This is a genomic window from Pseudomonas sp. EA_15y_Pfl1_P101, assembly GCF_963970835.1.
In the GTDB taxonomy this organism is placed as follows: Bacteria; Pseudomonadota; Gammaproteobacteria; order Pseudomonadales; family Pseudomonadaceae; genus Aquipseudomonas; species Aquipseudomonas tritici.
In genome coordinates this window covers 276,326-290,314 of record NZ_CAXAPA010000003.1, presented here as the reverse complement: position 1 = coordinate 290,314, position 13,989 = coordinate 276,326, and the positions used below count along the sequence as shown (strand labels likewise).

Below are 13,989 nucleotides of genomic sequence, written 5' to 3'. Positions count from 1 at the left end.
AAACCGCAGTTTCATCGACGCCAGTCGTTCCCTCGGCGTCGGTGAGCTGGCCCCTCTGCCACGGGTTGTTGCCGCTGATGCAGAGTTGACCCTGCTGCCGACTTGGCGTTGTCCCATAAGTATTAAGCCCAAAGTCAGATCGGCTAACGCTTTACGAAGTAGAAGCATGGGGCAGCGAAGTTTCGGCAGTTGGGTCAACTCTGCATCAGTGGCAACAGGCCAAGCTCAGCGTCACGTTTCCTGAGAAATCGACATTTTCAACAGAATTAGCCAAAAGCTGACATTCGGTTAATTGCGACTACCGGCCAAAAAGTAGCGGCCACGCTAACTAGAAAACCACGGGCGGTTCAGTTATGCCGTTTCATTACCAGATTTTGATAACGATCCCAGCATCTCCCTTAGGCGCGTTTCCGAAAGCGGTTCACTGAACAGAAACCCTTGTGCCATGGCACAGCCTGCTTCACTCAGCCATTGCGCTTGGCAGCGCGTTTCAACCCCCTCCGCAAGAGTTGTCAGGCTCAGTCCTTTACTTAGAGAAAGGACGGCTCGGACGATGCGGGCATTCTTGTCGTTTTCAAGAACCGTGCTGATGAAAGTGCGATCTATTTTAAGTTTGTCAAAATTGAACTGAGCCAGTTGAGCCAAGCTGGAGTAGCCTGTCCCAAAATCGTCCATGGCGATACGGATGCCCATTTCATGCAGCGCTTCTATGTGCTTGCTTGCCATTCCAAAATCGCTCACTACGGAGGTTTCGGTCACTTCCAATTCAAGCCTATTCGGTGGGAAGCCGGTTCGCTGTAATGCACCCTTCACTCGGTTGACGAGATTTTCGTCACGAAGGTCCAATGCGCTCAGGTTGAATGCTAGCAATAGGTGCTCAGGCCAAACTGCTGCCTCCCGGCAGGCTCGTTCCAGCAATAACGTGGTGAGCTCGCGCATCAGGCCGGATCGCTCAGCAGCAGGGATGAAATGTAAGGGGGAAATCGGCCCATGCAAGGGATGGTTCAGGCGGGCCAAGGCCTCGAAGCCAACAATACGCTCATCCTCCAGAGCAACAATTGGCTGATATGCCAAGCTCAGATAGCCATTATCGAGTGCTTCGCGCAGCAACTGCACTACTTGGGATTGCTTTTCCAGATGCACATCCCGACTCGGATCGAAAAACCGAACTGTATTCTTGCCGTCATGCTTACCTTGGTACAGCGCAAGATCGGCCCGCCGCAGCAAGCTGCTAAGGTCCCTCCCGTCTTGTGGAAACTGTGCAACACCATAGGTGCCCGCTGTGCAGAGACATACGGAGTCAAATACCATAGGGCTTGAAATCAAAGAGGCGAGTTGATCTAGGAAAAGACGAGCTGACTCGGCTGTTTTTGCAGACCGAATGATGAGCGCAAACTCATCTCCGCCCAGACGGCAGGCGAAATCACCATCTGGTAGGCTTGTACTGATACGGCTTGCCAATTCCCGCAACAGCCGATCGCCATAGCTATGACCATAAACATCGTTTACTGATTTAAAGCCATCTAAGTCAAACAGTACAAGAAAGAACGGATCATTAGGACACAGTCTGCGTGAATGGAACTCCAAGTCCAGCCCTCTACGGTTGGGCAACCGCGTCAAGGTGTCATGGATGGCCATATCGATGGCCGCTTTTTCAGCCAGACGTCGACCGACAATTTCCTTGCGAAGCTCGTAGACCCTTCGAATACCAAAGGCAAAGCCACACCAGCCCATGACGATGAGGCCTAAAAAGAACTCGTCTGCCTGCCAGCTCTCGTGCCGGATATTGAAGCGAGTAAGTGCTTCATAAAGGTCAAGGTGAAGGCCAGCCCAAAGCACGCAAGTGCCCAAACAGGCGACGACGATGAAGTCTAACCACGCTTGGTGGAGTCTCAAGAAGCGACGTAATAAACGGTCGGCCATGGAAATGCCATCATTTTAGGGTTCTCATCTTTAGCTATCGACCCATTTAAAACTTCCTTGAGTCCATCCATCATTCAGGACCCCTTACCGCCAACCACCTTTTTCGGCCCGCTTAACTTGTAATGACGTCCAGACGCTATTAATTTCGCATCATTTAGATGCGTGGGTCAGCGAAATTTCGGCAACTGGGTCAACTCTGCATTGCTGTTTACACCGTCCTGGCTATGGTCCGGTGTTGTGCTCCTGGTAGGTCGTTACGAGCAAGGATATCTGGAGCATTGCCGTCGCTGCGCGCTGGACCACTGATAGTCTGTCCACGCTTAGCCGCAAAGGCTAACTGGCATCAGCTTCGTTAAACGGATGCCGGTTTTCCCCCGCGTAGCTAGGGCGTGCCGCGGCTCAATCCACCTAGACGGGTTGAGATCGACTGCATGCCTTTGCCCAGTTCCCGAAGGGTGCTCGCATCTCGGGCGCCTTCTTCGCTGGCCGCATGGATACGTACCGCCAGCTCGTTGATTTCCTGAGTCACGTGGCTCTGCTCTTGGGCGGCAACGGCGATCTGCTGGGCGCGCTGGACGATGTCATCGAAACTGCCCACCGTAGTGCCCAATGTGGCGGACACGCCGACTGCCTGTTGCACTGACTCGCGAGTGCGTTGAGCGCCGTTTTGCATGGTTGTGACGGCAGAATTTGATGCCTGGCGCAGCTGGGTGATCATCTCCTGAATTTCGTTGGCAGACGTTTGTGTGCGGCCTGCGAGTGTGCGCACTTCATCTGCCACCACCGCAAAGCCACGTCCTTGCTCTCCGGCTCTAGCGGCCTCGATAGCAGCGTTGAGCGCCAATAGATTCGTCTGCTGAGAGATCGATTTGATTACCTCCAGCACGCTGCCAACTCGCTCGATGTCTTCACCTAACTGAGTCATGGCGGTGGCCGCGCCTGAGATGTCGGTCGCCAGGCTTTCGATGGACTCACCGTTGCGGTTGACTTGGTCCTGACTCTTTTGCGCTTCTACCAGTGAGCTGCGGGCCGTGTCCGAGCAGTCTGTGGTGTTGCGTGCGACCTCGTTGGCGCTGGCCGACATTTCAGTAATGGCGGTGGCGAGCAGGGTGTTGTCCATGCGTTGAGTCTCTGCCCGTTCAGCCAGGCCATTGGACAGTTGCGCCAGTTCGTTGGCCTGGGTTTCCAGTGACACCGACTCATCGGCAATGCGTCGCAGCATGGCCTGCAGAGAGCCAGCGTAATGGTTGACCGCAATGCGCAACGCGCCGAGTTCATCTGACCGCAGAATCTCTAGCTGAGCGCCTGCCTGACCGCCTTGGCCCAGACGTTCGATTTGCGCAGTGGTCTCCTCAAGCTGAGTCAGCAGCCGTTTGCCGGCCAGCCATGCCAGCCCCAGCAGGATGCCCAACAGCGGTAGCAAGAACAGCAAGATCTGCCCGGTCAGCTTGTTCGCGAGTCCGACCACGCGGGCCTCTGGCGTGACCAGCCCAATGCGCCAGCCGGTGCCTTCCATGGTTTCCAATGTGATGTAAGCCGGTCCATCCAAGCGCGCATCGTGTTCCAGATACAGCGTTGTCGTGCCGGCCGGCTTGCTCGACAGGCTTTCGGCGACCGGCTTCAACCACGTTTGTTCCTGGCTCAACCCGGCAATGGTCGGCAGGCCCTTGGTGCTCTTTGCATCGGGGAAAAACAGCAGGTTCCCTGAAGGATCGACCGCAAAAGCGTAGCCGCCGGTGACATTGCCCTTGGCCTTGAGAAACGCTGCGAGGCCGTCAAGTTTGAGATCGATAGTGGCGACACCGGCAAACGCGCCCTTTGCGAGGTAGGGCACGCTACAGGTCGTCATTGCCACGCCACTGACCGGGTCCTGGTAAGCATCTGACCAGACGCAACGTCCCGATGGCGCGGATTTCGCTCCCGTGTACCAGGACTCAGCCTGATACGGCGGGGTTTGCGCGGCGTTGTACTCGTCCGAGTAATCCAACCCATTGCTGACGTTGCGTGCCCAGAAAAAACTTCGGCGATCAGTACCGGCAGTAAAACTGTTGGGTTCTGGCCACAGACCGCCGCCTGCAATGGCTGCATCGCCTTGGCTGTCGATTACATTAGGCAGATTAGCCTTGAGCAGGGTTTCATCGTGGGGCAGGGTTTCAGCCAGGTGCGCCATCGCTGTAGCGGTGCCTTCAATGCGATTCACTTGCAGGGCTAACTGGCGTGTAATCGCACGGGCCGATTGTTCCGCTGCCTCGGTTCCTGCTGCCACTAACTGAGGCTTGCCGCCCAAGGTCATGACTGAGTAAATCGCCAATGCCGTGAGAACCAGCAGCGTCAGGATCCCCAGAGTCATTCGCCCTGCGATGCGGTTGGGAAGTAGCGACATGCTGAAACTCCACAAAATTAAGGTTGGCTTTAGTTAATAGCGGCAGCCAAGCCCGGTAGTTGAGGCGCTACATGATATTTTGAGTGATTAGGCGACCGGTGGCTGTCAACGGCAATGCAGAATTGATACAGCTGCCCACATTTCGCTGACCCAGGCTTCTACTTCGTAAAGCGTTAGCAGGTCTGACGTTGGACTGAGTACTTATGGCGCAACGCCAAGTCGGCAGTAGGGTCAATTCGTATCAGCGATAATAAAGAAATCGAAGGTTGTTTATTAATCATAGTATTTCCATAGGTTTGGCTTTTTTTTATTATGGCCTCTATTTAAAGTGTGGAATTGTCTAGTTGATAATTGCGTGTGAGTAAGCGCCTATAGTAACTAGTTGATTTTGTGTAAAAAATTATAATGGTTACGATATTTTCTATGTGATTAATGGCGCTGGCCATGGTGCTCAGTGCAACAATCACTATAAAAAGACATCGATACCATGTTCAGTTGGACAATGCTGCTATGGTATCGAGTGTGCTTATCAGAGGAAGTAATGGCTGGCGGGAGTCTGACTCAGCAACAAATGTGGTACAGCTCATGGCTCACACAATGATTGCCGACTCTGCAAAACGAATAATCATTTGATGCTTTGCGGTTATTCTTTGGCTGGAATTGATAACGTAGCCCTCAAACCTCCCTCGGCCCGGTTTACCAGTGCGATACGCCCGTTCAAACGCAGGGCTATTGTGTTGACGATGGTTAGCCCCAAACCGGCGCCTTGCGCCGTTCCACGGCTATAGAAACGCTCAAACAATCGCTCTCTAGATGACTCATCAATTCCCGGCCCCTGGTCGTCGACGGTCAAATGACAGAAGCCATCAGCCTGGTTCAGTTGCACAGCGATTACCCCGTGTTCGGGAGAGAAATTGGCTGCGTTGGTGATCAGGTTGCCCAGCGCGATGTCGATGGCGGAGGGGTTGGCGAATACATAAAATGGCTGGTCGCTGACATCGAATATCAGTTCAAGGTTTTTGCTCAACAACCACGGTGTCAGTTGCACGAGACTATTACGCACGGTTTCGCTGAGGTCGATGCGCTGTAGCGGTGGCGGATTGGGTTGGGGCTCCAGTCGCGCCATGGTCAGTAACTGGTTGACCAGTCGGCTGGTGCGATCAACGCCTGAGATAAGGAATTCCAGCGATTCTCGACGTTCCTGTTCTGTGCCTGCCTCCAGCAGGTTTTGCGCGTGCACTCGCAGCACGGCGAGTGGCGTACGCATTTCGTGGGCTGCGTCGGCAATGAAGCGTCGTTCACGGCCAAGCACTTCTTGAATCTGCGCGAGCATGCGGTTGAGCGCCGCCTGCATGGGCTCAAGTTCGCTGGGCAACGGTGCCAGTTGCAACGGCTCAAGTGAGCCGCTGTTGCGGGCACGTAGGGTCTCGGCCATGTTTGCCAAAGGCTTCAAGCCCCAGCCTATAGCGAGCCAGACCATCGCCGCGAGCAGTAAACTGCCGACGATGTTCGGCCATAGCGTATGACGCACGATGCGGTCGACCAGATCAGCGCGCACATCATCGAGCTCGCCAACCCAGATGCGCATGCCGTTTTGTGGGTCTTCAAGGAGAAAGGCGCGCCAATGACGATGGTTCACATCCACCACAGCACTGAAACCCGGTTGCGTCGGCGGTGAACTGAAGGACGGCGCGCTGGCGGTGTGCACCAACACCTCCCCGCCAGCGCTCCATACCTGAAAAGCAATTTTCCGTTCGTATGGATGACCATCGCCGCGCGGCAGCGCTTCGCCCAGTGCGCTATTGAAGGCCCGGTACAGTTCGGCGTGTTGCTTGCTCCCCAGCGGCATGCGCATCACGCCTTGCAATAAGCGCGCGTTCTGCGCCAGTTGAGCATCGTAAACCTCGGCGATTTCATGATTACTATCGTGCAGATTGAAGAGGCTGAGCACCGCCAGACCGGCCAGCAGCAGGCCAATGATCAGCGTCAATGTACGGCGACGGATCGAAGTCATCAGCGTTCCTCCACCAGATAGCCCACACCCCGAATGGTACGGATCAGCTCAGTAGAGAACTTTTTGCGCAGGTGATAGATGTGCACTTCCAGAGTGTTACTTTCCGCTTCTTCACTCCAGCCATAGAGCAGTTGAATCAGTTGATCTCGAGTCATCACCCGGCCCGGAGGTGAGAGCAGTTCATGCAGCAACTGATACTCCTTGGGCGTCAGTGCTACGGGATGGCCCTGGTAGCTGACCTGCTGGGTGCCGGGGTTGAGGATGATGCCGGCATGTTCGATCAGCGCTTGCGCGCGTCCGGCACTGCGCCGCAACAGCGCTCGCAATCGCGCCTTGAGTTCGGCCAGGTCGAACGGTTTGATCAGGTAGTCGTCGGCACCGGCATCCAGCCCCGCAATGCGATCTTCGGTTGCATCGCGGGCGGTGAGAATCAACACCGGCAGGTTCGAGCCGCTGTCGCGCAGGCGCCGCAGCACTTCGAGACCGTCCATGCGTGGCAAACCGAGATCCAGCACAGCGACATCGAACGTTTCGCTGAGCAGGGCATGCAGCGCGCTGCTGCCGTCCTTGAGCCAATCGACGGTGTAGCCTTCGCGCCCCAGCGCTTGATGGATGCCTTCACCTAGCGCCGCATCATCCTCAATCAGTAATAAACGCACGCGGACTCCTGTCAGTCGAGTTTCTTGTTGACGTCCACCAGCAGAGTGGCGATCTCTTTGCGGCGTCCCGCATCTGCCGTTTCACGGCCGGGACGCGGCGCCGCTTGCAGGGCTTTTTGCAGCGCCGCTTTTGCTTCAGCGTAGTGTTTCTGACGGTAGAGGTGATCGCCCCAGAAGTATAGGCTGTCGATGCCATCGGGGTTGAGTTGCAGCGCCTGCTTGAGCAGCTGTTCAGATTTGTCGCTGTCGCCAAAACCGATAGGCCAGCCGGGCACACGATCATACAGCGCCGCCAGGCTGGTATAGGCCGAGCCTTGCAGAGCCTTGGGGTCGAGGGTCAGGGACTTCTCCAGGTCGGCCTTAGCGTCCTTGGCTTTGCCCAGCGCTCCGAGTCCGCCTTCGGCACCGGCCCAGCTGCTGGTGACAATGCCTTTCCAGATCCAGGCTTCGGCCACCGCCGGGCGCTGCGCAGTGAACGCCTGGGTTTCGCTGGACAACTGCTCGAACGCGGCGGCGCGCTGTTTCTCCGCCACTTCATATTGGATGTGCGCCCAGGTTTGTTGAATGCTGCTCAGGCGCTGCTGGTCGGCGGCCTCCAGGGCCCAAACGCTTTGGCTGAGGGTTGCTATCAACAGGCACGCGAAGATTTTTTTCATGGCTTGAGGGTCTCGTTTTCGGGTTTTTCGCTGAAGCGACGGATCAGGGGCAACTGCTTGCGCAGCCCTCGATCGACCAGTTGCGGCAGTAGATTGTTGAGGCGCACGAAGAAGCGTTCGGGCCATCCCAGATACAGGTCGCGGCGGTCACCGGCAATCGCGTGGATCACCGCCGAGGCCACGGTTTGCGGATCATCAACGTTGGCCTTGAGCGCGTCGTTCAGGGCTTGCGCCGTCGCGCTGTTCATCGACGTGCGGGTGGCCCGCGGTGCGACGTAGAGCACGCTGACCCGGGTGTCGGCCAGCTCTCGGCGCAACGCTTCGGAAAACCCGCGCAGGGCAAACTTGGTCGCGCAATAGCTGGCGTAACCGGCATAGCCGATCGAGCCATAGGTCGAGCCGACGTTAACTACCATGGCGCTATCGGCCTGCTTGAGTAGCGGCAGCAATAGCTTGGTCAGGCAGATCGGCGCGTTGATGTTCACCGCGAGCATCGCATTGATATCACTGTCTTCTAGCTGTTCGAGCATGGCGAAGTGGCTCACCCCGGCGGCGTTGATCAACAGATTGACTCCGCCCATTTCTTCGGCGGCGGCGAGTACTTTGCGTTTGTCGCTTGGGAGTGTCAGGTCAGCCGCGACCCAGCACAGGGCGTCAGGGTAGCGTTTGAGCAGTGGAGCCAAGGCTTCCTGATGCCGTGCCACGGCCAATACTCGAGCACCGGCGGCGCACAAGGCTTCGGCGATAGCCATGCCGATACCGCCACTAGCACCGGTCAAGACGACGCGCGCGTTACGCAGCTGCATGTTCGGTCTCCGCGTCACGCGGCAGGCCACGAAACATGTCGGTGTACAGTCGGTACACGACTTTTGAAGCATGAATCACTGCTGCTTGATCCTCAGGATCTTCCAATTGGTTCATCAGGCGGCGATAGGTTTGCATGTGTTCGATGTCTAGAGAACCGTGAGAGCTCAGGTAACTGAAGGCGGTTTCCGGCAACGCCAGGCGCTCCTGAATGCTCCCTGCCGCGTGTGTGGCCAGGGCGATACTCGTGCCTTCGAGGACATTGACCATGCCAAATAGACCCACCGGGTTGCCTCGGGCAATCAGGTCATAAAGGAAGCTCACCATCAGCTCAATCGGCAGCGAAGGCTGGCCATCATGCACGGCCTTGCGATCACCTCCGCAGGCCGCAATGTCGTTGAGTACCCATTGTTCGTGGCCGTATTCGTCTTCGATGTACTCGCACACGGCTTTGCGCAACCATTCCAGACGCGTCGGCAAACGTGCGCCGCATGCCATCATCAATGGCACGGTGTGGCGCACGTGATAGTAAGCCTGTGCGAGAAAAGCCCGATAGCTATCGAGGCTAACCTTACCGTGCAACGCATCGTGGATAATCGGCAGGTTGAACAGCTCGTCGCGTTCACGCTGTGTGGCTGCTTGCAGGGTGTCGAAAAAAGTCATGATGCGGATTCCTCTCGGACAACGGATTCGGTCAATTGGGCGTGGTACTGCGTGACGATGGCGTCGCGGCGGGGGCGGCCATTGGCGGTTAGAAAGCCATTGGCTGCAGTGAAGGGTTGTGGCAGACGCGTCCACTGATGCACCTGTGCGTAATCGGGCAATGCCTCGTTGGCTTCGGCGACGGCAGCGGCTAGTTCGGCATCGGTGCAGTCCGGGCGATGCGGCCAGAGCAGGGCGTGATTGCGCGGCAAGGACTCACCGTAAACGAACGCCTGGGCGATGTGGCGGCGCTGGGTCAGCTCGGACTCGACCCATTCCGGGTTGACGTTACGCCCGTAACTGGTGACGAACTGATGCTTCTTGCGCCCCTTGAGATAAAGAAAACCTTCCGGGTCGAACTCGCCCAGGTCGCCGCTCGGCCACCACTCATCGGCGTACGATGTGTCCCCTAGATAGCCGAGCAGCGTCGAGCCCTTGATTAGCACTTCACCGTCTTCGGCCAACCGCACTTCGACATGGGGCAGCGGTCGACCGACGCTGCCGGGTCTGAGTGCGCCGGGGCGGTTGAGGCACACCACTGACGCGCATTCGGATAAACCGTAACCTTCAAAAACCGGTAGGCCGACCCGTTGCGCACGGTCCAGCAAATCTTTGGAAACTCTTGCACCACCGACCGCCGCAAAGCGCAGAGTTTGCGGGGCGAAGGCTTTCTGTTCGGCGGCGCTGACTAGCATCAGCAACAGCTGTGGCACCAGGATAAGACTCTCCGGCGCACGCCCGGCGAGATAACCCAACAGGTGCGGCACATCGACGCCACTGGCGCCCTGAATACCGAGGGTTTTCTGGCTCGGCAAACTGAGCATCGCACCGGCATACAGCGCGGCATAACAGCCTAGGTTCTCCAGTAGTATCGCCAATGGCAGCAGCGCCAAGTGATGTTGCGGGCCGGTGGTTTCGCTCGCCTGATCCAGCTCTCGTGCGACCCGCAGCAAGCTGTCGGCACTCAGGCAAACACCTTTCGGCGTGCCGGTGGTGCCGGACGTGAAGGTCAGTTTGGCGGTGCCAATCGGCATGTGTCTTTGGCTGCTAAAGGCGCGGCACCAGAACTCGCCGCGTTGCTCATAGCCGGCAGCGCGCAGTTCGGGGTCCAACTCCGGTTCGGCAATCACGCGTTCGGCCTGACTCTGCTCCAGACAATGGGTGCGTTGTGCCGCGCTGAAAAACGGCGGCAGCGTTACGCAGGTCAACCCTTCGAACAACACCGCCAGATCCCAGAGCATTGCGTTGACGCCGTTGTCCAGCGCCAGGGCGACGACTTGCACCTGCTCATCGCGCAGCCGCTCCTGGCGATACAGCACTTCTGCATAGACGGTGGCGTAATCGAGTTTCAGCGTGTCGCCCCACAGAGCGGTCGCGTTGTTATTACGCTGGGCGTGCTTGCGCAATGTTTCCTGAAAGCGTTGCAGTTCAAGCGACATGACAGGCCCCTTCAATTGAGGTCGGCAAACCTAGGCGGCTGAACAGGCCGATATTGCGTAGGTGGACGAACCCGGCGCGGATGTTGCCGACGTGCACCCAGGGTTTGCTCTCGTAATAACTGCCCCAATGTTGGCGCTCGTCGCCCAGTCGATCTGGATCAGCGGCGCACAAGGTCACGGGTTTCAGTCCGAGACGATGGAAGCTGTTGACCAGTCCGATATTGCCAGTGAACGTCACCCATTCCAGGCCACCCATGGCCAGCAAATAGGTGATGGCGATGATGCTCAGGCGCGCGCTGCCGGTGTCGCTGGCCGCCAGATTGCCAACCTCGACAATGGCATTTCGGTCTACCGAGTGATCAGCCGCCGCGCTGATCAAAGGCTCAATTGGTTTATCCAGATACCGCTCCAGAAACAGCGGCTCAAGGTGCGCGCGACGCACGCCGGCCACTGCGCACAACTGGCCCTCACCGTTGTGCATACCGAACAGCTCGGGCATGAAGTGGCGGATGTCGGCGCCGTGGGCCTTGCGAAAACGCTGCTGGATAAAGTCTTCGAATGTCGCTCGCAAAGCGTCGTTCGGCAAAGCACCAGCCAGGGTTAACGGTGACGTTTCAGCCTGGCCGAAATGCAAGGGCAGGGGGATGTTCCAGTCGAGATCGAGCATGGGCCGAACGCCTTCCTCAATGAGATTGAGCGAAGTATCCAAGCCATTTCTTAACGAAGTCTGAAGGTGAAAGAGGAATAACCTTTGGGTCGATCTTCAGACTCTCTTAAGGCAGGACGAGCAGGGTGACGCAGCCGGTTCAAGGAAACCGGATCAACGGTCCCTCACAACAATCAACAGGCGCTTCTTATGACCAGCGACACCGCCGTAACCCGATATGGAAAACTTTCAATAGCCCTGCACTGGCTGATGCTCGCCCTGTTCGTCGGGGTATATGCCTGTGTTGAAATCAAGGGTTATCTGCCCAAAGGCAGCGAAGCGCGGGGTTTGCTCATGGGCTTTCACGGCTTGTTTGGTACAAGCATCTTCGCCCTGGTGTGGGTTCGCCTGGTCGGGCGCCTGAGCCCACGACCACCGATCATCCCAAGACCACCGGCTTGGCAGACCGCTATCGCGCATCTGACACACCTTGCGCTTTACGGGCTGATGATCGCAACGCCCATCCTCGCCTGGCTGATGCTCGCAGCTGGCGATAAGCCGTTCCCTTACTTTGGCTTTCACGTGCCGGCACCGGTAGCCATTGCCCCGGACTTCGCCAAACAGCTGAAGTACTGGCATGAGCTGGTTGGCACTGCAGGATATTGGTTGATTGGTTTGCACGCGGTGGCGGGTCTGTTTCATCACTATTGGATGAAGGACAATACGCTGGAAAGGATGGTGTTTGAGCGAAATTCATGAAGGACAGCTATTGGCCGAAGGCGACGCGGTGAACTGCCCCGTCGCCGTTACCCGCTCATACTTCAGTCTGCTCAGCCATCTCAAGCGCGTCGTCCACTTCGACGCCAAGATATCTGACAGTGCTTTCTAGCTTGGTGTGACAGAGAAGTATCTGTACTGCTCTGATGTTTTTCGTTCATCGATAGATCTATGAAGCCTTGGTACGACGCATCGTATGAGTACCATATGGCACTGGGTCGAGGCCGATGGAGCTTACCCAGGCTTCCACTATGCGTGAGTATTGACGCGTGGATAGATGCTCGGAAGTTTTTAGCCAACTTGGAAACAGAAAGTCCCTATTTCTAAGTCGAGCCTGTTGTACCCATTCCTCCACAGCGAGTCGCGTCTTCGCAGTGATCTCGAATTGGACGGGCTGCAGTCGGCCAACCGAGGACAGTGACCGAACCGTTGCAAGCAGCCCATCGCCGCTCAAGGTCGCGCGCTCGCTGGTGGACCTTGAACAAGCCGACGGGATCAGACGCGAACACATGGCCGAGGGGCTGCAATATCGGGCGACAATGCTCCAGCCCCTGTCACCCCTTGGTAAGATCAACCAACGGCGTCTGCCGCACCTCAGTCTCCCGCCCATCCTGAATCTCGCTAACCTGCTTCAAGGCTCTATCTACCGCCGCCTTATCCGCCAACAAGCTATAGCTGATGCGGAACTGCTTGTGTTCCTTGGGCCCAATTGTCGGTACCAGATTCAGTGGTCGCTGATAACGGCGGTTGTAGGAAAAACTTGTCCCCGGCTCCAGCCCCGTGACATAGCCCTGGCCTTGGGTGTCGGTGTTTTTCCACAGGGAAAACACGGGCAGTGTCTGGGTATTGAAGCCGACCGAAACGCCCAGGCTACCGGCCTTGTTATGCAACACGGTCAACGTATCGCCCTTGGCATCGGCATACGGCACCACGTTGTACACCGTTTCGTCGTAGTCCTTGGTCGGTGCGCGGTAGGTTTGCCAGTCGGGCAGATCGTCCTTGGCCTTGTCGTTGAACGGCGACACCTGTTTCACCGGCGCGGCGAAACGAGCGCCCTGCTCCAGGAAAGGGGTGCTGAAGTTGCTGTGATAAAGCGCCTGGTATTCCTTCGGATAGTCGCCGTTGTTGGTCAGGGTGTCGTTGAGGGCGAACACGACGCTGCCGGGTTCGGTGACCAGTTCGGTCGCGACCGAGAAGTCGACCTTCTTGAACGCCTGCTCTTTCAGCTCGCCGCGCAGGGTAATGGCGTACGGTGGTTTTTCATCGATATGCAGCGTGACTTTATTCGCAGGAATGTTGGCGGCCCGACCGTGCAGGGTGAGCAGTTCGCCGTTGTCGACGCCGGGGTGGCCGACCCATTCGTATCCGCAGCGGGTGACCAGCTCATTGAAACCTTCCAGCCAGCCCAGACCACCGCGGCCATTGAGTTCGATGAAAGACGGATTGACCACTTCCTTGACCGGCGAATCCCAGCCCATGCGTACATTGCCAACCGAGGCCTGCAAGACGTTCATTCCGCGAGTCGGCACTACCGAGAGTTTCATCGTGCCGTTATCGATGTCGACGATGCTGACGCCCTCCTGCCGACCGCCGTGCAAGGTGCGCAAGGTAACGCTGAAGGGTTTGTCGGTTTTTATTCCGAGTTGCTGACTGGTGATCTGCCAGCTCTGGGCGGCTTTGTCAGTGTCGAGCAGAACGTAATCCCAGGCCATGGCGTGGGAGGCAGCGGACAGTGCGCTGAGGGCAACAAAAAGTTTGAGCGGGGTCATGGCGGCAGCCTTTCTTGGAGTTGTGCCATTTTTATAAACGTGATGAAACGTTTCAGCAAGCTAAAAGATCGACACGGTGATGTCGCTGATAGCTCATTTCTCCCTTCTGTTGCCGGCTAAAGACCCTAAGATGCACTTCGCGAATAGCGGCAATCGACCCAGGCTGTGTGAAGACGTTTTGGAGCAGATTTTTCAGTCAGGACTGGAACGAACATCG

At 57.0% G+C, this 13,989-nt stretch carries 11 protein-coding genes and 4 pseudogenes; 3 read left to right on the top strand and 12 right to left on the bottom strand.

Annotated elements, in window-relative coordinates; translation table 11 throughout:
• Nucleotides 1-351: 351 nt before the first annotated feature.
• Entirely contained in the window at nt 352-1,923 is a 1,572-nt protein-coding gene (locus AACY36_RS06050; protein WP_339420572.1) for a putative bifunctional diguanylate cyclase/phosphodiesterase, read from the bottom strand.
• A 195-nt stretch (nt 1,924-2,118) separates the two neighbouring features.
• Between AACY36_RS06050 and AACY36_RS28210 the strand changes: the two are divergent.
• Nucleotides 2,119-2,229: pseudogene (locus AACY36_RS28210) on the top strand (DUF2252 domain-containing protein); the annotation flags it as partial.
• A 76-nt stretch (nt 2,230-2,305) separates the two neighbouring features.
• Here AACY36_RS28210 and AACY36_RS28205 read toward each other — a convergent pair.
• The 9 genes and pseudogenes from AACY36_RS28205 to AACY36_RS06010 form a co-directional block, all read right to left on the bottom strand.
• Entirely contained in the window at nt 2,306-3,007 is a 702-nt protein-coding gene (locus tag AACY36_RS28205) for a methyl-accepting chemotaxis protein (protein WP_370468000.1), read from the bottom strand.
• Nucleotides 3,008-3,424: 417 nt separating this feature from the next.
• A pseudogene (locus AACY36_RS28200) lies at nt 3,425-4,216 on the bottom strand (cache domain-containing protein); the annotation flags it as partial.
• A 733-nt stretch (nt 4,217-4,949) separates the two neighbouring features.
• On the bottom strand, nt 4,950-6,320 hold the full coding sequence (locus AACY36_RS06040; RefSeq protein ID WP_339420574.1) for an ATP-binding protein: 1,371 nt from the start codon (nt 6,318-6,320) through the stop codon (nt 4,950-4,952).
• Nucleotides 6,320-6,979 carry a response regulator gene (locus AACY36_RS06035; RefSeq protein WP_339435990.1) on the bottom strand — a complete coding sequence of 220 codons (660 nt, stop codon included), beginning with the start codon at nt 6,977-6,979 and terminating at the stop codon, nt 6,320-6,322. Before AACY36_RS06035 ends, AACY36_RS06040 begins: the two co-directional genes overlap by 1 nt.
• 11 nt (nt 6,980-6,990) lie before the next feature.
• Entirely contained in the window at nt 6,991-7,635 is a 645-nt protein-coding gene (locus tag AACY36_RS06030; protein WP_339420576.1) for a tetratricopeptide repeat protein, read from the bottom strand.
• Complete coding sequence (locus AACY36_RS06025; RefSeq protein ID WP_339438131.1) at nt 7,632-8,441, bottom strand: SDR family oxidoreductase; 810 nt, start codon at nt 8,439-8,441, stop codon at nt 7,632-7,634. The genes AACY36_RS06030 and AACY36_RS06025 overlap by 4 nt, the downstream gene beginning before the upstream one ends.
• Nucleotides 8,428-9,102 carry a TenA family transcriptional regulator gene (locus AACY36_RS06020; RefSeq protein WP_339420578.1) on the bottom strand — a complete coding sequence of 225 codons (675 nt, stop codon included), beginning with the start codon at nt 9,100-9,102 and terminating at the stop codon, nt 8,428-8,430. The genes AACY36_RS06025 and AACY36_RS06020 overlap by 14 nt, the downstream gene beginning before the upstream one ends.
• On the bottom strand, nt 9,099-10,580 hold the full coding sequence (locus AACY36_RS06015; protein ID WP_339420579.1) for an AMP-binding protein: 1,482 nt from the start codon (nt 10,578-10,580) through the stop codon (nt 9,099-9,101). The genes AACY36_RS06020 and AACY36_RS06015 overlap by 4 nt, the downstream gene beginning before the upstream one ends.
• Entirely contained in the window at nt 10,570-11,247 is a 678-nt protein-coding gene (locus AACY36_RS06010; protein ID WP_339420581.1) for a thermostable hemolysin, read from the bottom strand. The genes AACY36_RS06015 and AACY36_RS06010 overlap by 11 nt, the downstream gene beginning before the upstream one ends.
• A gap of 189 nt (nt 11,248-11,436) precedes the next feature.
• On the opposite strand from AACY36_RS06010, the gene AACY36_RS06005 reads away from it, so the two are divergent.
• Entirely contained in the window at nt 11,437-11,985 is a 549-nt protein-coding gene (locus AACY36_RS06005; RefSeq protein ID WP_339420582.1) for a cytochrome b, read from the top strand.
• A 55-nt stretch (nt 11,986-12,040) separates the two neighbouring features.
• Here the strand turns inward: AACY36_RS06005 and AACY36_RS06000 are convergent.
• A pseudogene (locus AACY36_RS06000) lies at nt 12,041-12,400 on the bottom strand (tyrosine-type recombinase/integrase); the annotation flags it as partial.
• Between the two features lie 32 nt (nt 12,401-12,432).
• On the opposite strand from AACY36_RS06000, the pseudogene AACY36_RS28195 reads away from it, so the two are divergent.
• Nucleotides 12,433-12,539, top strand: a pseudogene (locus AACY36_RS28195) (Mg chelatase-like protein); the annotation flags it as partial.
• Between the two features lie 18 nt (nt 12,540-12,557).
• Here the strand turns inward: AACY36_RS28195 and AACY36_RS05995 are convergent.
• Nucleotides 12,558-13,772: an aldose 1-epimerase family protein gene (locus AACY36_RS05995; protein ID WP_339420583.1), complete on the bottom strand. Its 1,215-nt coding sequence runs from the start codon at nt 13,770-13,772 to the stop codon at nt 12,558-12,560.
• Nucleotides 13,773-13,989: the final 217 nt, after the last annotated feature.

What these genes read in the sequence shown, in the direction of transcription:
- AACY36_RS06050 (WP_339420572.1), bottom strand. Translation starts at nt 1,923, where the DNA reads ATGGCCGACCGTTTATTACGTCGCTTCTTGAGACTCCACCAAGCGTGG.
- AACY36_RS28205 (WP_370468000.1), bottom strand. Translation starts at nt 3,007, where the DNA reads ATGTCGGCCAGCGCCAACGAGGTCGCACGCAACACCACAGACTGCTCG.
- AACY36_RS06040 (WP_339420574.1), bottom strand. Translation starts at nt 6,320, where the DNA reads ATGACTTCGATCCGTCGCCGTACATTGACGCTGATCATTGGCCTGCTG.
- AACY36_RS06030 (WP_339420576.1), bottom strand. Translation starts at nt 7,635, where the DNA reads ATGAAAAAAATCTTCGCGTGCCTGTTGATAGCAACCCTCAGCCAAAGC.
- AACY36_RS06025 (WP_339438131.1), bottom strand. Translation starts at nt 8,441, where the DNA reads ATGCAGCTGCGTAACGCGCGCGTCGTCTTGACCGGTGCTAGTGGCGGT.
- AACY36_RS06020 (WP_339420578.1), bottom strand. Translation starts at nt 9,102, where the DNA reads ATGACTTTTTTCGACACCCTGCAAGCAGCCACACAGCGTGAACGCGAC.
- AACY36_RS06015 (WP_339420579.1), bottom strand. Translation starts at nt 10,580, where the DNA reads ATGTCGCTTGAACTGCAACGCTTTCAGGAAACATTGCGCAAGCACGCC.
- AACY36_RS06010 (WP_339420581.1), bottom strand. Translation starts at nt 11,247, where the DNA reads ATGCTCGATCTCGACTGGAACATCCCCCTGCCCTTGCATTTCGGCCAG.
- AACY36_RS06005 (WP_339420582.1), top strand. Translation starts at nt 11,437, where the DNA reads ATGACCAGCGACACCGCCGTAACCCGATATGGAAAACTTTCAATAGCC.
- AACY36_RS05995 (WP_339420583.1), bottom strand. Translation starts at nt 13,772, where the DNA reads ATGACCCCGCTCAAACTTTTTGTTGCCCTCAGCGCACTGTCCGCTGCC.